The sequence below is a fragment of the uncultured Ruminococcus sp. genome (genome assembly GCA_902785355.1).
Taxonomy (GTDB): Bacteria; Bacillota; Clostridia; order Oscillospirales; family Acutalibacteraceae; genus Ruminococcoides.
This window is the reverse complement of sequence record CACZYF010000013.1, coordinates 47,180-70,443: the sequence shown is the minus strand read 5'-3', so window position 1 is coordinate 70,443 and position 23,264 is coordinate 47,180. Positions and strand designations below refer to the sequence as shown.

The window sequence follows — 23,264 nt, the reverse complement described above, 5'->3', positions numbered from 1 at the left end:
CGTCTGAGGGCGTTTCCGTTTTCGTCAACAAAAACCGCTCCCTGCATCTGTGAACAGAAAGCCATTCCCTCTATTTCGTTGGGTTTAACATCCGATTTCTTTAACAAATCACGTGTAGTTGAACAAATCGCGTTCCACCATTCTTCCACATCCTGTTCTGCGCCTCCGTTGTCGGAAACATAAAGACCGTACGCGGCAGAAGCGCCCGCTACAAGATGGATTTGTGAATCGATTTGAAACAGACAGGTTTTTACGCTGCTGGTTCCGAAGTCATAAATGATGATATACATTTATTATTTCTCTTCCCCTTACTCATCCAAATGGACATTCCACCCCGTATCGACTTTCTCATAAACCTTACTAAGGGTTTCCTCGTCCAAATCAGGCCAGTCAACGATGGTACGGGCTTTATCTTTTACCAGATACGCTTTTTCGGCGCACAAAGCAATCGGTGTGTCCGAAAGAGAGTCGGAGTAAAAATGATCGATTTTCGGAAAGCCGTGGTCGATCATGTACTGCGCCTTTTCCTGCGCGTACATCAGATTATGCAAAAACACTCCGTATTTACGGTTGAATTCCGTCGCCATGAAGTTCACGCCAAGCCTTTTTGCGATCGGTCCGATGATGCAGTCCGGCGACGCGCTGATGATCAGATCGTCAGGCCTTTTTTGAGCCAGATACCAAGGGGCGATCCTTTTCTCGTTTTTGTCCCAATAACGCTCGATCTGTTCATCAAAATCATCGATCAGCGTCAAATAGCAAAAAAACTCACGCTGCATCAGATACTCCGGCATTTTCCCGATTTTACGCATGATTAGGTTTTTGACTACTTTCGGAGCAAAGGTGAAGCACAGCTTTGGATGCCGTTTCATACACCAGATAAAAAAGTCGATCGAACAGTCCGTAGGGAATATCGTTTTGTCAAAATCATATACATTCATTTTTGTTTCCTCTTATCATTCATTGTATATCCTGATTCTTCCGAATGTTCATCGATGAACGACTGTACCTTCAGCAGATTATTCCTGTCAGCCGCGATGACAAGTTCTTTTATGAATCTTCCTACGCTGCGGCGTCATCCTGAGGTCCGTTATATTTCAAGCCGAGCATCGTCAGATCGTCAAACTGGGGCGCTTCTTTCACAAAGGCATCAACTGCCGCACGAACTCTCACCAGCACCTCTTTCTGTGAGACTCCCTCCGGTATAGCGTTGAGGGCTTCTAAGGTGCGGTCGGTACCGAAGAGCTCGTTGCTCGCATCAGTGGCTTCTGCAACGCCGTCGGTGTAGACAAAGATGCTGTCGCCCTTCTTGAGTTGGAGCTCGGTGTTCTTATACTTGGACATTTCAAATGCGCCGATCGCCAAACCGTGCTTATCTTTGAAGAGCTCGTATTTGCCGCCCGTGTTGATGATTGGATACTCATGACCGGCGCTTGCAGTGGTGAGTCTTCCGGTGCTGATCTCGAGAATACCCAGCCATACCGTCACGAACATGCTTGCGTCATTGTTGGCGCAGACCAGTTTATTGACTCTTTCGAGTATCTCTGCCGGAGTGCCCCCCATAGTAGCATGGTCGCTGATATAAATTTTTGATGACATCATGAACAGCGCCGCGGGAATACCCTTGCCCGATACGTCCGCGATGACCAGTGCAAGATGATCTTTGTCGATCATAAAGAAATCATAGAAATCTCCGCCGATCTCTTTTGCCGGATCCATGGAAGCATATATCTCAAACTCCGGACGATCCGGAAAGTTTGTGGGCAGGCTGCCGGTCTGGATCTCTGTGCCGACGCGAAGATCAGCCTCGGTAGCCTCTACTTTCGCGCGGGTCTCCAGAAGCGTATGTGTGCTGACGTTGGTAGTCAGATAGACCATTGCTATCGTGACAGCCAGGTTGAGGGCAAGATATTTGCTGTTGATATCTAACAGAATGATTTCCAAGCTGTAAATTGCGGGGATCAAAATGCCGAACACGATCATATTATAGGCGATACGCATCGTCGTACGATCACCGCGGCGGCCTTTGATCGCATAGTGTATGGCACTGATCAACGCTACCAAAACGTATATGATCATCAGCGGAGTAAACACCGCGTCAAAGAGTATTTCCTCATGCAGCACACCTGCTTCGTCAACGCTTACAAACCAATGGGTCCATGGCGTAATGATACACAGTAAGAAAAAGACTCCCGTAGGAACGATATAAAGCAAGATCGTCGCCCATCTGCTTTTCGGCAGGTGGTCAAACCTGTTCAGTATATATCGGTTCAATAATACGGTAAATACGACAAACAGTGACATATAACCGCAAGCGCCGATATAGGTTAGCGCTGTGAGCTTCGGATTCCCGTCGCATAACGCCCAGAGGATCTCAAAGCAGCCCAAAATCAATGCAGTAAGCAGCATAACAGAAATACGATCCTTGAGCTTTTGCTTGTATAATACGATATTATTAATGAGAAGGATACCAAGCAGAATCACTGCTACAAAAAGCAATTCCAGATATAATCCGTTTATGATCTCCTGAGCTGTCATACGTATCTTCCTCCTTCTTCATTCACTCCGCTTATCCGCTTATCCGCTTTTTCAGTCTTATTCGGTTTTGAACAGCTGGTTGAAGCCCGTAAGAATAAAGACGTCCCGTACAGACCGATTGAGATTGCAAACGACCATCTCTCCCTTGTCTTCCATATTCTGCAAAGCACCGAGCAGAACACGCAATCCCGCGCTGGAGATGTATTCGAGCTTAGCAAAATCCAGGGTCAGCTTCGTTGCGTCATCAATGACTTCATTGATCCTGCTTTCAAGTTCAGGAGAAGTGACCGTGTCAAGTCTGCCTTCGAGCAGAAATGTGTATTCAGATTTGTCTTTTGTTACCGAAATCTCCAGATAGCTGTCGCCGCCCGAACTCGAGGCAGTATTCTTTTTTGAAAAAAAGCCCATATTTGTATCCTCCTGTTGAATCATTATTTGCCTGTGGGTCAGGCTCAGGGATTACCGATTAAAAAGGGAATCAATAATATAACTTGATGCTCAAATATTCCCACATAGGATTATATCACATCTGTCCTTTCAAAACAATACATTATAATATGCTTTTTCTGAATCTTAGCGACACTATAAGCCAAAAGGCACTGTTGCGAACCGCAATCCGCAACAGTGCCTTTGTTATTCTATTCAGTTTTTACTATGTTCCGTTAAAATATCGCCCATTCATGGCAGTACTTTTGATCAGATAATTCTTATTTTGCGAAGTCAACTGCGCGGGATTCGCGAATGATGTTGACCTTGATCTGACCCGGATACTCAAGCTCCTCTTCGATCTTCTTGCAGATATCGCGGGCGAGGGACGCCATCTCGTCATCCTTGACCTGCTCGGGCTTGACCATGATACGGATCTCACGACCCGCCTGGATCGCGAAGGAGTTCTCAACGCCCTTGAAGGACGATGCGACTTCTTCAAGCTTCTGCAGACGCTTGATGTAGTTCTCGAGGTTCTCACGGCGTGCACCGGGACGGGCGGCGGAGATCGCGTCGGCTGCCTGTACGATGCAGGCGACGACCGTCTTAGCCTCTACGTCGCCGTGGTGGGCATGGATCGCATGAACCACCGCGTCGCTCTCCTTATATTTGCGGGCAATATCTACGCCGATCTCGACGTGGCTGCCTTCGATCTCATGGTCGAGCGCTTTACCGATGTCATGCAGAAGACCCGCACGCTTCGCAACCTTGGGATCAAGTCCCAACTCGGACGCGATCATACCGGAGATATAGCTGACCTCGAGGGAGTGCTTCAAAACATTCTGACCGTAGCTGGTACGGTACTTGAGTCTGCCGAGGATCTTGACAAGCTCGGGATGAAGTCCGTGGACGCCTGCGTCCAGTACGGCGCGTTCACCCGCCTGCTTGATGCTCTGCTCCACCTCACGGCGAGCCTTCTCGACCATCTCCTCGACTCTCGCGGGATGGATACGGCCGTCGGAGATCAGCTTCTCGAGCGCAACGCGCGCGATCTCGCGGCGAACGGGCTCGAAGCAGGACAGCGTGATCGCCTCGGGCGTATCGTCGATGATCAGGTCGCAACCGGTCATCGTCTCGATGGCGCGGATGTTACGACCCTCGCGTCCGATGATACGACCCTTCATCTCATCGTTCGGCAGCGGTACAACCGAAACGGTAGCCTCAGCCACCTGATCCGCGGCACAGCGCTGGATCGCGAGAGAAATAATGTTGCGGGCGCGCTTGTCGGACTCATCCTTGAGCTGCTGCTCATACTCCATGATCTTGAGGCTCTTCTCTCTGCCGAGCTCGCCCTCAAGCTGATCGAGCAGATAGGTCTTAGCCTGATCTACGGTGAAGCCCGAAATCCTCTCGAGCATCTCAAACTGACTCTTCTTGATAGTTTCCGCCTCGGCGAGTCTTACCTCGGCGTCTTTGATCTTCTTGTTGACTCTGTCTTCCTTTTTCTCGACGTTGTCGATCTTACGGTCCAGAGTCTCTTCCTTCTGCTGGATACGGCGCTCCTGGCGCTGTACCTCCTTGCGGCGGTCGGCGAGCTCCTTTTCACCCTCGCTGCGAAGGCGATGAACCTCATCCTTACCCTCAAGGATCGCTTCCTTCTTCTTTGCTTCAGCTGTTTTCATCGCGTCGGAGACGATACGCTTCGCCTCTTCCTCGGCGCTGCCGATCTCAGCCTCGGCAACCTTCTTACGATAAGCGTTGCCGATAAAGATACCGACAGCCGCGCCTACGATAACCGCGACGACGATCAGGATAACTGCTAAAACAGCATTCACATGTGACACCTCCTTGATTTGATGATTCATCAAACTCAACTCACGGTGCCGTTACTCAGATATTCAGTTTTGTATCACCACTGTCTTTGACAGGAAAATCGGTTGTCCGCGTATGTCACCTTTCTATATAAAAATATATCTCAAAGCATCATGCGGTTTGAATGGTAATATGGGTAAAATATCTATATATAACGGCTCTCTAAGAGAGTCAGATAAGCACAGCGGCGCCTGTCAAGCGCGGCTGCAATGCGTCTACTATTATTGAATATAATAATACCAATATAATAAACCATAATTTATAATAATATATGAACACTGAATTGTCAAGAATTATTTCGTAATTGGAATAATATCAGTAGTTAGGGTTGTTTCGTCATCCGCAATTGACTGATAGTATTACGATCGAGCTACGGCTCTTCTTTATGCTTCTCGCTGAAGTATTACCGTCACCGGTGGTGTAAACCGACCGTTTCTTTGTACATAAGTGATGAAAATTTGATATTTCATTGTCTATAATGACAAGTGTATTGTCAGATTTTATAAAAACTGCACTAAAAGTTTGGAATTTAATTTCTGTTTTTACTTGAAATTGTCAAAAATGTCTGTTATTATAGAGTTGTATATTTATGTACTAATTCTTTTTATAAAGGAGAGTCAAATTATGAATTATGTTTTAAACGACGAAAGATTCCCCCTCGATCTATTCCACGGCGGCGACGCTGTACGCGCTTATGATTTCTTAGGCGCACATGATTACTGGAAGGACGGCGTACAGGGTACCATATTCCGCGTATGGGCTCCAAACGCGCTCTCCGTTTCCGTAGTCGGCGATTTCAACGGCTGGGATCAGAACGCCAACCATATGTACAAGATCTCGGAAGGCGGCGTATGGGAAGGCTGGATAGCCAACCTCGGCGAGACCGCAATCTACAAGTACTGTGTTGAGACCCCCTGGTTCGAGAAGATCTTAAAGTCCGATCCGTTTGCGTTCCATACTCAGACCCGTCCCGACAACGCCTCTATCATCTATAACTACAACAAGTATCAGTGGAATGATGAAGCGTGGTACAAGTATAAAATGGAACACAACCACTTTGAGAATCCGCTGAACATCTATGAGGTTCACGCGGGCTCGTGGAGAAAGTACGCCGACGGCAACACCTTCTCATATGACAAGCTTGCCGACGAACTGATCCCCTACGTCAAGGAGATGGGTTACACCCACATCGAGTTCATGCCCATGACCGAGTATCCCTTCGACGGCTCCTGGGGTTATCAGGTAACCGGTTACTTCGCTCCCACCTCCCGCTACGGTTCTCCCGAAATGTTCATGCATTTCATCGACAAGTGCCATCAGGAGGGCATCGGCGTTATCCTCGACTGGGTACCCGCTCACTTCCCCAAGGACGCTCACGGTCTGGGACGTTTCGACGGTATCCACTGCTATGAGTACGAGGACAGCCGCAAGGGTGAGCACAAGGAATGGGGTACCTACGTCTTTGACTATGCCCGCTACGAGGTCATCTCGTTCCTGGTATCCTCCGCGATGTTCTGGCTGGACAAGTACCATGTCGACGGTATCCGCGTTGACGCGGTAGCTTCCATGCTGTACCTCGACTACAACCGCCGCGACGGCGAGTGGGTCGCCAACAAGTACGGCGGTCACGAGCATCTCGAGGCTGTCGAGTTCATCCAGAGACTGAACACAGCCGTTCACCTGCATCATCCGACCGTTATGATGATCGCCGAGGAGTCCACCTCCTGGCCGATGGTCTCCCGTCCCGTATCCGACGGCGGTCTGGGCTTTGACTACAAGTGGAACATGGGTTGGATGAACGATATGCTGTCCTACATGTCCCTTGACCCGCTGTGGAGACCCTATCACCACAACAGCATCACCTTCTCGTTCCTGTATGCGTTCTCCGAGAACTTCCTGCTCCCGATCTCTCACGACGAGGTCGTCTACGGCAAGGGCTCGCTGATCAATAAGATGCCCGGCGATTATGATATGAAGTTCGCGGGTGTTCGCGTATTCATGTCCTACATGATGGCTCATCCCGGCAAGAAGCTCACCTTCATGGGCGCTGAGATCGGCCAGTTCGACGAGTGGAACAGCACCGAAGAGCTGCAGTGGGGTCTGCTCGGCTTCGAAAAGCACAAGAAGCTCAACGACTTCTTCCGCGCGCTCAACAATTTCTATAAAGAGAACACCTGCATGTATCAGGTCGACTTCACATGGGAAGGCTTCAACTGGATCCATCACGACGATTATCAGCAGAGCGTTATCGCGTTCCGCCGCATCGATAAGGAAGGCAACAATATCATCGTCGTCTGCAACTTCCAGCCCATGTATCGTGAGAACTACGGTATCGGCGTTCCCGAGTGGGGTACCTACGCCGAGGTATTCAACTCCGACGACGAACAGTGGGGCGGCACCGGTAAGACAAACGGTACCGATATCCACACCGTCGATGAAGAGATGCACGGCTTCGACCAGTCCATCTATCTCAACCTGCCTCCGATGAGCGCTCTGTACCTCAAGTGCGTCAGCAGGGAGAAGAGCCCGAAGGAGATCGCAGCGGAAGAGAAAGCCGCAAAGCGTAAGGAGGCCGCGAAGAAGGCTGCCGCTACCCGCGCCGCAAAGAAGGCCGCGAAGGACGCGGACGCTAAGAAGGATGAGAAGCCCGCGAAGAAGGCTCCCGCGAAAAAGGTTGCCACTAAAAAGCCCGCTGCCAAGAAGGCTGTAAAGAAGGAAGAGAAATAATTCTCTGTCAGAAATATATAAATCCGCTGAGCTCCGGTTCCTCCCGGAGCTCGGCATAACATATTGGAGGATAACATGATACCTAAAAAAGAAGTAGTGGCTATGCTGCTTGCCGGCGGTCAGGGCTCGCGCCTCGGCGTGCTGACCAAGAAGATCGCCAAGCCTGCCGTACCGTTCGGAGGCAAGTACAGGATCATCGACTTTCCGCTGTCGAACTGTATCAACTCCGGCATTGAGGCAGTCGGCGTACTGACGCAGTACCAGCCGCTCGAACTCAACGAATACGTCGGCAACGGTCAGCCGTGGGACCTGGACGGCATCCACAGCGGCGTCACCTGTCTGCAGCCTTATGAATCCAAGGAAGGCTCCGACTGGTACTCCGGCACCGCTAACGCGATCTACCAGAACATCGGCTTTGTCGACCGCTACGACCCCGACTACATCGTCGTTCTCTCCGGCGACCACATCTATAAGATGGACTACGCCAAGATGCTTGAGTTCCATAAAGAACACAACGCTGCCTGTACCATCGCCGCTATGGACGTACCGATGGAGGAAGCGTCGCGCTTCGGCATCCTGAACACCAACGACGACAACACTATCTACGAATTTGAAGAGAAGCCCGCTCACCCCAAGAGCACCAACGCTTCCATGGGCATCTATGTCTTTACATGGAAGACCGTCAGAGAGTATCTGATCAAGGACGCGCAGAATCCCGAGTCTCACAATGACTTCGGTAAGGACGTACTGCCCCTGATGCTGAACTCCGGTGAGAAGATGGTTGCTTATCCCTTCGAGGGCTACTGGAAGGATGTCGGCACCATCGACTCCCTGTGGGAAGCGAACATGGATCTGCTCGATCCCAAGGTAACCCTCGACCTCAAGAACATCTACTCCCGCAATCCCATGATGCCTCCGCACCATGTCGGACCTACCGGCGAGATTCAGAACTCAATGGTATCCGACGGCTGCAACATCGACGGCAAGCTGGAGTTTTCCATCGTGTTCCCGGGCGTTATCATCGGCAAAGACGCCGTGATCAACTCATCCATCCTCTTCCCCGGCGTTGTGATTGAGGATGGTGCTCACGTAGAATTCTCAATTGTTGCCGAGAATACCGTCATCGGCGCGGGCGCAAAGGTCGGCGCGGCTCCCACTGAGGTGGAAAACCGTGATGACTGGGGCGTTACCGTCGTAGGCGATAACCTCAAGATCGGCGCAGGCGTCGTCGTACCCTGCAAGGCGATGATCGATAAGGATATGGAGGTGTAAGCATGGCAACCAATAAAATATTAGGTCTTATCTTCGCGAACACCAACGAGAAGCATCTGCCCGAGCTGACTGCTTACCGTTCCACCGGCAGCGTGCCCTTCGGCGGCAAGTACCGCATGATCGACTTCCCGCTGTCCAACATGTCCAACTCCGGTATCAACAACGTCGGTATCGTCGCGAAATCCAACTTTATGTCCCTGATGGATCACGTCGGCTCCGGCTCGGCGTGGGATCTCGCCCGCCGCAGAAGCGGTCTGAGTATTCTGCCGCCTTACGGCGAGCACAGCTTCGCGACCTTAGTCGAGACCATCTTTAACCTGCACGGTTATATCGAACACGGCGACGAGGAATATGTCCTGATCGCACCGTCCGACTGTGTCCATAACATGGATTACAACAAGCTGTTCCGCTTCGCTGAGAAGAATCACAGCGATATCACCTTCGTATATACCAAGCGCGCTGTCACCGAGATCACCGATGACTTCCGCTGCATCCTCGACGTAGACGACGACGGCAAGGTCACCAAAATCATGGCTTCCCCCGTCGACAACAGCATATGTAACCTCGATATCGGAATCATGCTGATGAAGAAGACCGTGCTGATGGCGCTGGTTCGTCAGGCGATGTCCGAGTCGAAATACAGCTTCGTCCGCGACGTGCTGCAGAAGTCGCTCGACCGGCACAGAGTCTACGCCTATGAGTTCGACGGCTACTGCGAGATCATCGGCTCCGTCAAGGAGTACTACGACGCGAATATGAAGATCATGGACAGAGATACCCGCTACGCGCTCTTCAACTCCAAGCGCCCCATCTATACCAAGGTGCGCGACGACGCTCCCTCCCGCTACGGACTCAACAGCAACGTCAAGGATTCGCTGATCGCTCAGGGCTGCGTCATCAACGGTATCGTTGAGAACTCGATCATCTCCAAGGGTGTATATATCGGTCATGACGCCGTCATCAAGAACTGCATCATCATGCAGGATTGTGTGATCGGCGACAAAGCCCAGCTGACCAATCTGGTCGTCGACAAGGACGTCAACGTCTCCCGCGGCTCGAAGATCCAGGGCACCCAAAACTATCCCATGTACATCGCTAAGCGTTCCATCGTTTAACATATCTTTTTGTGATCGTGAGGGCTGATGCGCTCAGTCCTCCGCGATCATGATCCAATTCATTCAGGAGGATAATATATGAGAATACTTTACTGCGCAAGTGAAGCCAACCCCTTTGCCGGAAGCGGCGGTCTCGCCGACGTGGCGGGCTCTCTGCCCCATACCATATGCCGCAAAGGTCATGACTGCCGCATCGTTATGCCGCTGTATGGCACGATCCCTTACGAGCTCAAGTGCCAGATGAATTTCATCACCAACTTTACCGTACCGGTCGCGTGGAGACATCAGTACTGCGGTCTGTTCTGGGCTCGCTGGAACGACTGCACCTACTACTTCATCGACAACGAGTACTATTTCAAGAGAGATAAGCTGTACGGCTTCTATGATGACGCCGAGCGCTTCGCGTTCTTCTCCCGTGCGATTCTCGAGATGCTGCCGTATATCGACTTCCATCCCGATCTCATCCACACCAACGACTGGCAGACAGCGCTCGTACCCGTTTACTACTATCTGTTCTACAGCAAGAATCCGTGGTACTACAACATCAAGAGCCTGTTCACCATCCACAACATCCAGTATCAGGGCAAGTACGGCTGGGAGGTCAACACCGAATGCGTCGGTATCCCGCCCACAGAGACCAAGATCCTCGAGATGGACGGCAAGCTGAACATGATGAAGGGCGCTATCTTCTGCTCTACCCGCGTCAACACCGTCTCCCCCTCTTATGCACTGGAAATCAAGGATCCCTGGTACAGCCACGGTCTGCATCATGCGCTGAACGCCAATCACTACAAGCTCTGCGGTATCCTCAATGGTATCGATCAGGCGAGCTACGATCCCGCTACCGACTACCAGCTCTACTGCAACTACACCAAGGAGGATATGAGCGGTAAGGGCGAGTGCAAGCGCAGACTGCAGGAGCGTCTGGGTCTGGAGCAAAACTGGTCTATCCCGATCGTCGCCATGGTCACCCGTATGGTATCTCACAAGGGTCTCGACCTTGTTCGCGGCGGTCTGCCGGATCTCTTGAACAATAACAACATGCAGTTTGTTATCCTCGGCTCCGGCGATGAGGAATATGAGAACTTCTTCCGCGATATGCAGTGGTTCTATCCGGGCAGAGTCGTTAGCTGCCACGGATTTGTTCCCGAGCTCGCACGCAAGATCTATTCCGGCGCGGATATTTTCCTGATGCCCAGTAAGCAGGAGCCCTGCGGCCTGTCTCAGATGATCGCTCTGCGCTACGGCACCATCCCGGTCGTCCGCGAGGTAGGCGGTCTGAAGGACAGCGTATTTGACAGCGCCGACGGCTACGGCAACGGCTTCACCTTCCGCAACTATGATATCGCTGATATGTGCAACGCCGTCAAGCGTGCTCTCGCCGGTATCTACGACAACGAGGGCTGGCATCAGCTCATGTGGCGCGCCATGATGAGCGATAACAGCTGGGAGCGCAGCGCTCAGGACTATATCAACGTCTATGAGGATACCATGCACTGGCTGTGATCTGCCGATAAAACAATTATAATCTGATAAAACCGCCGCTTCGGAATCGTTCCGAGGCGGCGGTTGTCTTATATCGGTATAAAAAACTATTTGATTATTTATGTTCTGTCATTCAGATAATCTTTAACTTCAAATAATGACGGTAAAATCGCCTCGGCAAGACCCTTGATCTCTTCATCCGGCTGGACGATATCGGGTACCATGATCGCGTGTGCGCCCGCGGCATGAGCGGCACGAATACCGTTGTAGCTATCCTCGATGATATAGCACTCCTCGGGATCGGCTCCGAGCCTCTCGGCGGCGGTGAGGAAGATCTCGGGATTCGGCTTTGAATGACCGACCATATCGCCGCATATTATCGCATTGAAATACTTCGTCAAATCAGCGCCGTCCAACATCGGGAATACGTGCTCACGACGAGTCGAGGACGCAAGGGCGATCTTGGCGCTGCTCTCTGTGAGCCAATCGAAGAGCTCATACACGCCCGGCTTCAATTCAAAGGGAGTTTTGTTCAGCTCCACCTGTACATCCGCGCGATAGCTCTCATAGTCAAATTCATGTCCTACATAAGAAAAGAATATCTTCTTCGTCAGATCGCGGGTCACGCCGATGCTGTCGATACAGGCGCGATGAACTGCCTCGGTATCAGTCAGGCCGTATTTCGCCGCAAGCTTTTGATACGCGCCGATATAAGCGCGCTCGGAGTCAAAGATAACGCCGTCCATGTCAAAAATCACATTCATATACACACTTCCATATCAATTAGTAGCCCTATTATAACGTAAAAAGGTTGTTTTTTCAATAAAAACTATTGACACTTACAAATAAATAGTATATCATAACAGTATCGTATGAATATTTGTTCATATGTTCAAACATTCAAATCGGAGGCTGTTATGGCACACGAAGAACATAGAGAGATTGTACAGGACATTAAAAAACAAATGCCCGATACAGACACGCTGTTTGAACTGGCGGACTTTTTCAAGGTATTCGGCGACTCGACTCGCATCCGCATCATGTGCGCGCTGTTCGAGCGCGAGCTGAACGTCTGCTGTATCGCGGATATTGTCGGTATGGAGCAGAGCACCGTATCGCATCAGCTGCGCGTACTCAGGCAAGAGAATCTCGTCAAGGTTCGCAGAGAGGGCAAGCAGAGCTACTATTCCCTTGAGGATGAGCACATCCAAAAGATCTTTGAGATGGGCTTAGAGCATATTATGGAATGACGGTGAACGTATATGAAGCACGAATTCATACTGGACGGTCTGCACTGCGCGAACTGCGCGGCGAAGATCGAAGCAAAGCTCGAGAAAACCTACGGCGATGTGCAATTGTCTTTCGCGACGCTCGAGCTGGAAATCCATACCGATAAAGAAGATATCCGTGATGAGGTACAGAAAATTGTTGATTCGATCGAGGACGGCGTGACCGTTGTACCGAAGGAAGAACACTATGAACATCACGAAAACCACGAGCATGAACATCACTGTCATGACGGTTGCTGTGACCACGATCATGAACACGGCCATGAGCACCACGAGCATCATCACGATCATGATCACGGTCACGAACATGAACATCATCACGAGGGCGGAAAAATCAAGCTGATCCTACTGATCTTTGCGGCAGTCTGCTTTATCGCGGCATTAATCATGCACTTGATCGGAGGACTCGAGATCCCCTGCACCGCGTTAAGCGTTATCTCCGCAACACTTGCGGGCTATGACGTCGTGATCGAAGGCGTGAAGTCGGTATTCAAGCGCCGCATCGACGAGACCACGCTGATGACCGTCGCGGTGATCGCCGCGATGGTGCTGGGCGAATTTGTCGAAGGCGCGGCAGTCATGGTGCTGTTCGGCGTCGGCGAGCTGCTGGAGGATCATGCGGTTGAGAAATCCCGCCGTGATATCCGAAAGCTGGCTGATATCCGCCCGGATACCGCTTACCTCTGTGAAAACGGCAAGAGCCGCGAGATACCCGCCGAGGACGTCACGATCGGCTCGGTACTGGAGATTCCGCCCCATACGCGCGTCCCGCTCGACGGCGTGATCACAAGCGGCAGCACCACGATGGATACCTCCTCCCTGACCGGTGAATCCGCTCCGATGGATGCGACCGTCGGTACCGAGCTGCTCAGTGGCATGGTCAACAACGACAGTACCGTCTATATGCAAACAACCAAGGTATATGCAGACAGCGCGGCGACAAGAATCGTCAAGCTGGTTGAAGAAAGCAGTAAGAACAAGGGAGATCACGAGAAACTGATCACCCGATTCGCGGCTGTGTACACGCCTGTCATGCTCGGACTGGCACTCGTGATCGCGGTCATTCCTTCTCTCATTACCGGCGACTGGGCGGGCTGGATCCACAAGGCGCTGGTGTGCCTCGTCGCCTCATGTCCCTGCTCCATCGTGATCTCGGTGCCGCTGTCCTACTACGCGGGAATCGGAGCGGCGTCCAAGGCAGGCGTGCTGATCAAAGGCGGCAGATATGTTGAAGCCTTGGCGAAGGTAAAAGCATTTGCCTTTGATAAAACAGGTACCATAACAGACGATAAAATTTCTGTAAAAGAAATTAAGCCGACAAATCATTATTCTGAAAAAGAAATAATGCAACTTGCCGCTTCGGCAGAGGCGCACTCTGCACATCCGATCGCAGGCGCCCTGAAAGCCTATTGTGAACAGCATAATATTTCTTTGTTAGAATTAAACAGCCATAAGGAAATCAGCGGTCACGGCGTAAGCGCAGTATATAACGGCGACCTGATCACCGTTTGTAAGGCTGACGGAAAGGCGGGCACCTCCGTCCGTTTGAACGGTCAGGAGATCGGCGTGATCACCGTCAGCGAACATATCCGTGAGGAAGCTCCCAAGGTCCTCGATGAACTGAAAGAACTCGGCATATCCCATATCGCGATGCTATCGGGCGATAAACAGACGACCTGTGACGCGGTTGCCGCAGCTCTATCGATCGACAAGGTCTACGGCGGCCTGCTGCCCGAGGACAAGGTGCATACTGTCGAAAAGTTAATCCATGATAACGGCTCATGCTGCTTTGTCGGCGACGGTATTAACGACGCTCCTGTGCTGAGCATGGCGACCTGCGGCGCGGCGATGGGTCTGGGCTCAGACGCAGCGATCGAAGCCGCCGATATTGTACTCAGCTCCGAAAACCTCTCCTCTCTCCCCCGTGCGGTCCGCTTAGCACGCAAAACCATCGCGACAGTCAAGGCAAACATTACCTTCTCATTGGTTATCAAAGCTATCATTATTATTCTGACGATGATCGGCATACTGAGCAGTCACGCGCTGTGGTTGGCGGTATTCTCTGACACCGGCGTATGCCTGCTATGCGTGCTCAACGCGGTAAGACTGATCAAAAGCAAAAACTGAACCGGTACCACTCGTTTTCGGCAAACATAACCCTCAAAAACACGTCAATAATTAATTCTATTGACATTCCTACTCTTTTGCGCTACGATAAAGAGTAGGAATTTTCTTTATGAAGGTTGAATGATAATGAATCAAAATACACCCATTGCCGATACGGGCGATGTCAAAAAACAATATACGGTTTCACACACGCTTGTGAACGTTTATCTGACGTTGATGTTCAGCTTCTTTCCTCTGTTTCTCACCGAACAGTATGTGCATGCGAGGACGGATAAGTTTTGGCTTTACCTGATCCTAACCGCCGTTCTGATCATCAGCGTCGTGTTTAGCTCATCAATGAAAAGGCTCGGCGATAAAACGCCGGCTAAACCGAAGGGCTTTCTGCAATCCCTGAGCAGCACTGATATCATGATGCTGTGTTTTGTCGGTTTTGCGGCGATCTCAACCGTCACATCACCCCACATCTCGGATGCGTTCACGGGCTTCAAGGGACGCGACAACGGTCTGCTGCTGTTGACCGCCTACGCGCTGATGTATTTCATCATCACACGCAACTACCGCTACAAAGACTACGCCTTCGTCGGGTATCTGGTCGTATCGTCGATCGTAGCGCTCCTGACGGTGATCAACTACTTCTACATCGACCCGCTGAATATTTTCGCGGGCTACGGCGAGGATACCATCGTCGACTTCGGCTCCACTATCGGCAACAAGAATATCATTGCGGCGTTCATGTGCATGTTTCTGCCGATAGCGGTAGGCTTCTTCACCGTGACGGAAAAGCGCTACATGCGGATCCTCAGCGGATTCGCGATCATCTTCGCTTACCCCGGTATCCTGTGTGCGGATTCAAGCTCCAACATTCTGGGACTACTGGTGATCCTGCCGATCATGCTGATCATTTACTGCCGCAGCTATACCTACCTGAAGCGTTTCTTCGGCGCAATGACGATCCTGTTCATCTCCGGCAAGCTGCTGCATCTTTTTGCGATCCTCGTCGGGAATAAGAACAAGGGCTTTGAAGTATTCCAGCAGTTCCTGATCTACAGCCCGCAGATGTTCATCCCGATCATCATTTGCGGTACGATCTTTCTGCTGCTGTTCCTTGCAGGGAAAAACGGAGAGCCTAAGTATCCCGCCAAAGCACTGCAGATCACATTTAAGGTAGTTTTCGGCGTGATCATCATGGTACTGCTCGGATCATTCTTCTATTACAGCGTGATCGACAGAGAGTCCGATCTCGGCAATTATGAAAAGCTGCTGCGATTCAGCGACGCATGGGGTACTCACCGAGGATTCATGTGGCGGGTCAGCTTTGAAGAATACGGTAAATTCAATCTGTGGCAAAAGCTCTTCGGCGCGGGTCCCGATACTGCCTACTATGTTCTGGAGCCGCACTTCAAAGAACTCGCGGCACGTTTTGGCGACGCCTCTACGGACTGCGCGCACAACGAGCTGATCAACTACCTGCTCACCCAAGGCGTGTTCGGTTTGGCGGCATATCTGGGTCTGGCCGCCGCGACGCTTGTTCGCGGTCTGAAAACGGCGCGTAAGGAACCGCTGACGCTGGTATTCATGGGAGCAGTTCTCTGCTACCTCGTTCAATCGACGGTCAACCTCTACAATCCCATCGTAACCCCGCACTTCTTCATCTTCCTCACGCTGACGGAAGCGATCAGCAGAAGCACATCAACCGAATAACAGTACATATAACAAAAGCTTACGGATCATCAGAAACCGTAAGCTTTTCTTCTTCCTATTATTTTTTCATCGCGTCCTTTAGGCTTTTGACAGTGCCGTCGGGATAGGTGACGTCGACGTTATCGAGACGCTGCTTGACCTGAGCGCGGAAGCCCTTGAGGTAGATCTGATAGAGCTCCTTCTGGCGCTTTTGCTCTTCTTCGCTCAAACCTTCTTCACGTTTTTTCTTAGCGAGGGCATTGATCTCCGACAATAATTCCTGCATTTCCATAAGCTTATCCTTTCGCGCTGTCTAAATAATCCTGCAAGATGATAGAAGCGGCGACAGCGTCCACCTTCTGCTTGCGTTTCTTTCCGTATATGTTTCCCGAACTGAGATAGGCGTGGGCGGTGATAGTCGTGCCGCGCTCATCCTGCATCACATGAGGGAGTCCGGTACGCTCGGAAAGCCGGGCGGCGAGCTCACGGGCGCGGATAGCGCTCTCTCCTTCTGAACCGTCCATGTTACGCGGCAGTCCAATGACGAGGAGCTCCGCTTTTACGGAAGTTGCCTGTTCGGCAATCTTATCAATCAGTTTATCATCATTATACTCGGTGATCACACACAGCGATGAGGCGAGAAACCCGCTCTTATCTGATACGGCAAGCCCCGTGCGGGCGTGACCGAGGTCTACGGATAATACGATCATATGATTCTCCTGTTATAACAAAGATTGAACCCGCCGCAGCTCCGGCAAGCGATACAATACCAATTCATTCAATAATATTGAAGCTCTACCGTGACAGCACGGTTGGTAGGCATCGTAATATAGCCGATGTTAGACTCATCGATGCTGTAGTCCTCCAGATAACCGTTCACAGAAATGACATAGTCAAAGAAATACTGGGGTGATTCCTTAAACAGCTGCCGAACGGTATCTTCGAGATCCATTCCATCGCCGATATAAAAAGCAAAATACTGCTCGGAGTTTTTCGCCGCCGCAAGCAACGCATTCTTTACATCAACGCCGTCAAAATCATCGAGATGGGGCGTTTCGCGATAAAACCAGCTCATGGTCGGATCGACGCACTCGGGGATAAACATGTTCATCACATCTGCGCCGATATCATCCACCTCGCCGTTGATCTGACTGTCGTCAAGAGAAGTAAACATCGGCGCGTCCTCGTGATCGAGCGCCATCTGCTCGCTTGTCAGATTGAAGTAACAATAGCGCGAGTAGCTCTCCTCGCGATCATCCCAAGTCAGATCCACCATATACCATTTGTCGTCAAGCTTAACCGAGTTCCACATATGCAGCTCATCGCTCGATCTGCCGATGATATTGACGCAATCGACTCCGAGACCGTTGAGTAACATTTGAAAAGCGCGTGCATAACCCTCGCAGACGGTCAGCTTGTTCACCAAAGCACCGTAAACGGTGTATAGCTCGGGATCGTTATTATCGGTGTTTTCGACGTCTACGTTGGTATCATACGCGGCAATCCCCGCCAGGTAATCATGCACCCTCAGCTCTCGCTGGTATTCGGATAACCCATCGGGTACGGTCGCGTAGAATTCGCCCGCCGCCTGCCGAACCTTACCGAGCTTATCGGTGACTTCATCAGGAGACAGGCGCGAATAACCCTGCACGATCGTCATCTCATCGTTCGCATAATAGCCGATCGTGTTCGAAATCCAGAAGATCTCGGGACAATCGTCGCTGATCGCCTTCAGCGTAGTGCGAACCTGCGCTTCGGTCAGCGAATAACCGTCCAAGCGTATCTCGGGCATAGGATACTTCTGCGCTTCTTCACTGTACCGGGGCGAGACTTCATAGAAAGAATCAATCAGAATACCGTACAGCTTTTGCTCTCCTTCAAGCGGCAAAGCCTGATAAGAATAACGTGAAGGAACAGCCTCATATCCCTCGTTGTAAGTCGAGGGATCCGGCTCTATATTCAGATAAGGGTTATTATCGCCGTCTTTGATATCGGGATCCTTGATCGAGAGGGTCTTCATCAGCGTGCGGTGTACAGCCTGGCGGATCCTCTCACAGGAGCAAAGCGAGAGCGTCATTAAGGCGACAAGCAGCAGGGATAAAGCCCTGAATAATAGCTTTTTCAATATTTATCCTCACCGATCGGCAGGGTAGCGACAGCGTTCAGATCGCTCTTCGCTACATGACCCGCCAAGTATTCATAATAGCCCTGAGCGCCGACCATAGCGCCGTTATCACCGCATAAGGACTTTTCGGGCATAAATAGCTGATATCTGTCCTTACAGCGATGCATAAGCTCACGGCGAAGCAGTGAATTTGCCGACACGCCGCCCGCTGTCACAAGCGTCGTATAACCAAGATCATCCGCCGCCCGCAAAAAATTGTCGACCAAAAGACCGACAACCGCTTTTCGGTAAGAAGCGCAGACATCCGCAACGGGGATCTCCTCCCCCTTCTGCTGACGGTTGTGGATCAGGTTGATAACAGCGGTCTTGAGTCCCGAGAAGGAGAAGTCATAGGGTGATCCGTCCACACGCGGACGCGGCATCGGGAAAGCGGAGTCATCGCCGTCCTCGGCGATCCTGTCGAGCTCTACGCCGCCGGGATACGGGATACCCATAGCGCGAGCCGCCTTGTCGAAGGCTTCACCCGCCGCGTCGTCACGGGTACGACCGATCACACGCATATCGGTGTAATCCTTTACCTCGACAATATGGCTGTGTCCCCCTGATACAACAAGACAGAGAAACGGCGGTTTTAGTTCTTTATGTGAAATATAGTTAGCTGCGATATGTGAGCGCAAATGATGGGTCGGGATCAGCGGCTTTCCGGCAGCAAGAGACAATCCCTTCGCAAAATTCACGCCGACCAACAGCGCGCCGATCAGTCCGGGAGCATAGGTCACAGCGATCGCATCCACATCATCCACGGTACAATTCGCCGTTTTCAGCGCTTCATCGACCACGCCGACGATCGCCTCGGCATGACGACGGGAGGCGATCTCGGGAACTACGCCGCCGTAGAGCTTATGCTCCTCTACCTGAGAAGCGATAATATTGGAGAGAACGCTTCTGCCGTCCTCGACCACAGCTGCGGCAGTCTCGTCACAACTGCTTTCAATAGCCAGTATTTTCATAATTCTTCCTCATGATGATTGCATTTTCTTTGGGCTTATCATAATAGCCGCGCCTGATGGCGATCCGCTCGAAACCGAGTGACTCATACAGCGCGACAGCGGGCACGTTGCCCTCACGCACCTCTAAAAAAACGGTACAAAGACCGGTACAGTTCCGCAAAGCTTCATTAATCAGTGCGCGGGCGATGCCTCTGCGCCGATGATCGGGAGAAACGGCGATCTCAACGATACTGCCTTCGTCCATGATCTGCTCAAACGCGAGAAAACCAACTACCTTACTGTCCTCTACAGCGACAGTACATCGGGAATCCGCCTTCTCAAGCTCCGACTGTATCGACTCGACAGACCAACTGTTTTCGTCAAAGCATGTATCAAGCAGGTCTTTTACCGCCTCGACATGCTCGGGTTGCATCAAGGCGATCATGACAGTGTGGTCATCAGCGCTTTCACGGCGCCGACGATATCGTCACGGCACTTGCGATAGTCGTTCAGATCGCCGCCGTAGGGATCGGCGATATCCATACGCAGGTCATAGATGTCATCCGCGTTCGGCGCACGGTGCAGCACGCGCACATAGTCGGCGGGGATGCCGATGGAGCGCAGAATATCCGCGTGCTCTTCGCCAAGAGCAACAAACAGCGAATACTCGTTCAGATCGACCGCGGGCAGAAAGCGCGTGCGATGCATATTCAGATCCAGCCCGATCTCAGCAACAGCACGGATCGCGTTCGGCGACGCGGGTTGTTCTCCCACTGCCGCTACACCGGCGCTTTCGGCACGCCAGTCAAGCCCCTGCTGAACAGCAAGGGAGTTGAAGATCACCTCAGCCATCGGACTGCGGCAGGTGTTGCCGGTACAAACAAATAATAGCTTTTTCATCATTATTCTCCTTGTATCAAAACACTAACGCAAAGGAAAGTGATCGATGATACTCATAATATCAATATAGTGTAAAAAAGATACACTTGTCAACCTTTTGCCTCGTACCATGTCTCGCCCATCGAGGCTTCGGCAGTGAGGGGGATACTGAGCTTGACTGCATTCTCCATCTCCTCCTGCAGAAGCATAGCGACCTGCATACTCTCATAAGCGGGGGCTTCAACGATCAGCTCATCGTGAACCTGTAAGATCAGGCGTGCTTCTAAGCCTTCCTTTCTCAACCGTTCATCAACGCGTATCATCGCGATCTTGATGATATCCGCGGCTGTTCCCTGGATAGGAGCGTTGCGGGCAACACGCTCGCCGAACATGCGGGTGTTGCGGTTCGACGCGGAAAGCTCAGGCAGATAACGCCGTCTGCCCTCGAGGGTGGTGACATAACCGTCATTCTTCGCGCGCTCGATGACCTCGTTCATATAGCTGTCGATGGACGAAAAACGTCTGAGATAATTGTCGATATACTTCTGCGCCTCACGCACGGAAACGCCGATATCCTTCGACAGCGAGAAAGCGCCGATACCGTAGACGATACCGAAGTTGACCGCCTTGGCGCGGGAACGCATCAGGGGCGTTACCATGTTGATCGGCACGCCGAACACCTCGGAAGCGGTCACGGTATGGATGTCGATATTATCGCGGAACGCCTGCTGCATCGTCTTATCGCCCGAGAAATGAGCGAGCACGCGCAGCTCGATCTGGGAATAGTCCGCGTCAACCAGCACACAGCCCTCCTTTGCCTTGAAGAAGCGGCGGAACTCTCTGCCGCGCTCGGTACGCACGGGGATGTTCTGCAGATTCGGCTCGGTGGAGCTGATACGCCCGGTGCGGGTCTCGGTCTGGTTGAAGGAAGAGTGGATCCGTCCGTCGGGAGCGACCTTATCAATCAGCGAGTCACAATAGGTGGACTTGAGCTTCGCGACCGCGCGGTAATCGAGGATCTTCAGGATCACGGGATGCAGGGGGATCAGGCTCTCGAGCACCTCGGCGTTGGTGGAATAGCCGCTTTTGGTCTTTTTACGGGCGGGGAGGTTCAAATCTTCAAAAAGCGCTTTTGCGAGCTGCTTGGGGGAATTGATGTTGAACTCGTAGCCGACGTCCTCATAGATAGAAGCCTGCAGCTCCTGTACCTCGCGGCTGAGCTTCTCTCCGTAGGCACGGATGCCGTCCACATCGACGGCAAAACCGAGGTTCTCCATCCTCGCCAGCACCCGTGCGAGCGGGATCTCGATCTCATACAGCAGCTTATCGTTGCCGATCTCGTGAATATCATCGGCGAGGCGCTTACACAAGGCGGGCATCGCGTGGATATACGGGAGCCCCTCGGTCTCGTCCTCCGTCGCCGCTACAGGGATACTGTACTCGGCGCAGAGTCGCTCGAGCTCATAGCTCGAAGATGACGGACTGAGCAAATAGGCGGCAAGCGAGATATCGAAGGCGATATCGGGCTCGATCCCCTCCCGGTCACAGTAAGCGAAAATCGGCTTACTGTTATCTGTATATATTCTTTTGCCGCTGATTAACAACCTCTTAATTTCTTTAAAAGAATTAATTCTATATAATATTTCTTCTGTAGAAATATATGCAATAATCGGTTGAGATTGCCACGGGCTTTTTCCCTCGTGATGACTCTCTGTATGTTTTTCTTCAAAAGAAAATTTAACGTAAATATTTTTCTCTAAAAGAATTTTATCAAGTGTATCGGGATCGGCGTCTATCACCTTGAAGGTGCGTTGCGCATCCGGCGCGGCGGTCTTGTCCTCCGTAAGCTCCAGATCGAACTTCTTGATTAGGGAGAAGAGCTCCAGCCGCGCCATCAGTCGTGCGGCGGCAGTTTTGTCGCCCTCCCCTACCCGGTAGCTCTCAAGGTCGGTATCAACGGGAGCTGTCAGGCAGATCTCGCCGAGATCACGGCTCATAAAGCAATTGTCCTTCGACTTCTCGAGCTTTGCGCGCATGCCGGGCTTGATATCGAGCTCGTCGAGGTGGTCGTAAATATATTGAATGTTATCATACTTTTGGATCAGCTCAGTCGCGCCCTTCGGACCGATTCCCGCTACGCCGGGGATATTGTCGGAGGTATCGCCCTGGATCGCCTTGATCTCGATCAGCTTCTTCGGCTCGACGCCGTATTCTTCACAGACGACCTCGGGGGTATAAAGCATCGTACCGTTGAGGTTTTTAGAAAGGCGAACAGAAACGCTGTCGTTCACAAGCTGAAGACTGTCGCGGTCACCGGTGGCGATCACGCAGGTGTTACCGGAATCGGCGCATGCCTTACTGAGGGTACCGAGGATATCGTCTGCCTCATACCCCTCACAGGTAACGAGCTTATAGCCGAGATCGGTCAACAGCTCCTTGAGCGGCGCCATCTGCATATGCAGCTCCTCGGGCATGCCCTTACGGTTCGCCTTATAGAGATCGTACATCTTGTGTCGGAAAGTCTTAGCTTTAAGGTCAAAGGCGATCGCGACCGCATCGGGCTGAACATCCGCCTTCATACGCTCGAACATCGTCAGAAAGCCGTAGATCGCGTTGGTGAACTGACCGTCCTTAGTGGTCAGCGGCTTGATGCCGTAGAACGCGCGGTTCAATATGCTGTTTCCGTCTACTACTAACAGTTTCATAAAAGCACCTGCTTTACGGGACGTCGAGGCGCCGT

20 protein-coding genes are annotated in these 23,264 nt (G+C 51.6%); 7 read left to right on the top strand and 13 right to left on the bottom strand.

Annotation, left to right across the window (positions count from 1 at the left end; translation table 11 throughout):
• From R2I50_RS04650 to rny, 5 genes are all read right to left on the bottom strand, one after another.
• On the bottom strand, positions 1 to 290 hold a 290-nt coding region (locus tag R2I50_RS04650), incomplete at its 3' end, for an FGGY family carbohydrate kinase (protein ID WP_316607960.1).
• A gap of 18 nt (positions 291 to 308) precedes the next feature.
• Complete coding sequence (locus R2I50_RS04645) at positions 309 to 941, bottom strand: haloacid dehalogenase-like hydrolase (protein ID WP_316607959.1); 633 nt, start codon at positions 939 to 941, stop codon at positions 309 to 311.
• A 121-nt stretch (positions 942 to 1,062) separates the two neighbouring features.
• Positions 1,063 to 2,538, bottom strand: coding sequence for a SpoIIE family protein phosphatase (locus R2I50_RS04640; RefSeq protein WP_316607958.1), 1,476 nt, complete (start codon positions 2,536 to 2,538; stop codon positions 1,063 to 1,065).
• Positions 2,539 to 2,595: 57 nt separating this feature from the next.
• Positions 2,596 to 2,946, bottom strand: a complete 351-nt coding sequence (locus R2I50_RS04635) for an STAS domain-containing protein (RefSeq protein ID WP_316607956.1) — start codon at positions 2,944 to 2,946, stop codon at positions 2,596 to 2,598.
• Between the two features lie 299 nt (positions 2,947 to 3,245).
• Positions 3,246 to 4,829, bottom strand: coding sequence for a ribonuclease Y (gene rny, locus R2I50_RS04630; RefSeq protein ID WP_399552834.1), 1,584 nt, complete (start codon positions 4,827 to 4,829; stop codon positions 3,246 to 3,248).
• A gap of 631 nt (positions 4,830 to 5,460) precedes the next feature.
• On the opposite strand from rny, the gene glgB reads away from it, so the two are divergent.
• The 4 genes from glgB to R2I50_RS04610 all read left to right on the top strand — a co-directional run bounded on the left by glgB (position 5,461) and on the right by R2I50_RS04610 (position 11,456).
• On the top strand, positions 5,461 to 7,563 hold the full coding sequence (gene glgB / locus R2I50_RS04625; protein ID WP_316607954.1) for a 1,4-alpha-glucan branching protein GlgB: 2,103 nt from the start codon (positions 5,461 to 5,463) through the stop codon (positions 7,561 to 7,563).
• Between the two features lie 75 nt (positions 7,564 to 7,638).
• Positions 7,639 to 8,835, top strand: a complete 1,197-nt coding sequence (locus tag R2I50_RS04620; RefSeq protein WP_316607953.1) for a glucose-1-phosphate adenylyltransferase — start codon at positions 7,639 to 7,641, stop codon at positions 8,833 to 8,835.
• Between the two features lie 2 nt (positions 8,836 to 8,837).
• Positions 8,838 to 9,950, top strand: a complete 1,113-nt coding sequence (gene glgD, locus R2I50_RS04615) for a glucose-1-phosphate adenylyltransferase subunit GlgD (RefSeq protein WP_316607952.1) — start codon at positions 8,838 to 8,840, stop codon at positions 9,948 to 9,950.
• A 78-nt stretch (positions 9,951 to 10,028) separates the two neighbouring features.
• On the top strand, positions 10,029 to 11,456 hold the full coding sequence (locus R2I50_RS04610; RefSeq protein WP_316607950.1) for a glycogen/starch synthase: 1,428 nt from the start codon (positions 10,029 to 10,031) through the stop codon (positions 11,454 to 11,456).
• A 98-nt stretch (positions 11,457 to 11,554) separates the two neighbouring features.
• Here the strand turns inward: R2I50_RS04610 and R2I50_RS04605 are convergent, their stop codons facing one another.
• Positions 11,555 to 12,199, bottom strand: coding sequence for an HAD family phosphatase (locus R2I50_RS04605; protein ID WP_316607948.1), 645 nt, complete (start codon positions 12,197 to 12,199; stop codon positions 11,555 to 11,557).
• A 153-nt stretch (positions 12,200 to 12,352) separates the two neighbouring features.
• On the opposite strand from R2I50_RS04605, the gene R2I50_RS04600 reads away from it, so the two are divergent.
• The 3 genes from R2I50_RS04600 (at position 12,353) to R2I50_RS04590 (ending at position 16,552) form a co-directional block, all read left to right on the top strand.
• Entirely contained in the window at positions 12,353 to 12,685 is a 333-nt protein-coding gene (locus tag R2I50_RS04600; protein WP_316607947.1) for a metalloregulator ArsR/SmtB family transcription factor, read from the top strand.
• Between the two features lie 12 nt (positions 12,686 to 12,697).
• Complete coding sequence (locus R2I50_RS04595) at positions 12,698 to 14,851, top strand: heavy metal translocating P-type ATPase (RefSeq protein ID WP_316607945.1); 2,154 nt, start codon at positions 12,698 to 12,700, stop codon at positions 14,849 to 14,851.
• 120 nt (positions 14,852 to 14,971) lie between these two features.
• Positions 14,972 to 16,552 carry an O-antigen ligase family protein gene (locus tag R2I50_RS04590; protein ID WP_316607944.1) on the top strand — a complete coding sequence of 527 codons (1,581 nt, stop codon included), beginning with the start codon at positions 14,972 to 14,974 and terminating at the stop codon, positions 16,550 to 16,552.
• 58 nt (positions 16,553 to 16,610) lie between these two features.
• Here R2I50_RS04590 and R2I50_RS04585 read toward each other — a convergent pair whose 3' ends face one another.
• From R2I50_RS04585 to polA, 7 genes are all read right to left on the bottom strand, one after another.
• On the bottom strand, positions 16,611 to 16,823 hold the full coding sequence (locus R2I50_RS04585) for a DUF896 domain-containing protein (protein WP_316607943.1): 213 nt from the start codon (positions 16,821 to 16,823) through the stop codon (positions 16,611 to 16,613).
• 4 nt (positions 16,824 to 16,827) lie between these two features.
• Complete coding sequence (gene ruvX / locus R2I50_RS04580; RefSeq protein WP_316607941.1) at positions 16,828 to 17,241, bottom strand: Holliday junction resolvase RuvX; 414 nt, start codon at positions 17,239 to 17,241, stop codon at positions 16,828 to 16,830.
• Positions 17,242 to 17,309: 68 nt separating this feature from the next.
• A complete protein-coding gene (locus tag R2I50_RS04575) occupies positions 17,310 to 18,656 on the bottom strand; it encodes a transglutaminase domain-containing protein (protein ID WP_316607940.1) in 1,347 nt (448 codons plus the stop codon).
• The gene (gene tsaD, locus R2I50_RS04570) at positions 18,653 to 19,666 is read right to left on the bottom strand and encodes a tRNA (adenosine(37)-N6)-threonylcarbamoyltransferase complex transferase subunit TsaD (RefSeq protein ID WP_316607939.1); all 1,014 of its coding nucleotides are present in this window, start codon (positions 19,664 to 19,666) and stop codon (positions 18,653 to 18,655) included. The genes R2I50_RS04575 and tsaD overlap by 4 nt, the downstream gene beginning before the upstream one ends.
• Positions 19,647 to 20,090 carry a ribosomal protein S18-alanine N-acetyltransferase gene (gene rimI, locus R2I50_RS04565; protein ID WP_316607938.1) on the bottom strand — a complete coding sequence of 148 codons (444 nt, stop codon included), beginning with the start codon at positions 20,088 to 20,090 and terminating at the stop codon, positions 19,647 to 19,649. Before rimI ends, tsaD begins: the two co-directional genes overlap by 20 nt.
• Entirely contained in the window at positions 20,087 to 20,545 is a 459-nt protein-coding gene (locus R2I50_RS04560) for a low molecular weight protein arginine phosphatase (protein ID WP_316607937.1), read from the bottom strand. Before R2I50_RS04560 ends, rimI begins: the two co-directional genes overlap by 4 nt.
• A gap of 89 nt (positions 20,546 to 20,634) precedes the next feature.
• The gene (polA, locus tag R2I50_RS04555) at positions 20,635 to 23,229 is read right to left on the bottom strand and encodes a DNA polymerase I (RefSeq protein WP_316607936.1); all 2,595 of its coding nucleotides are present in this window, start codon (positions 23,227 to 23,229) and stop codon (positions 20,635 to 20,637) included.
• Positions 23,230 to 23,264: the final 35 nt, after the last annotated feature.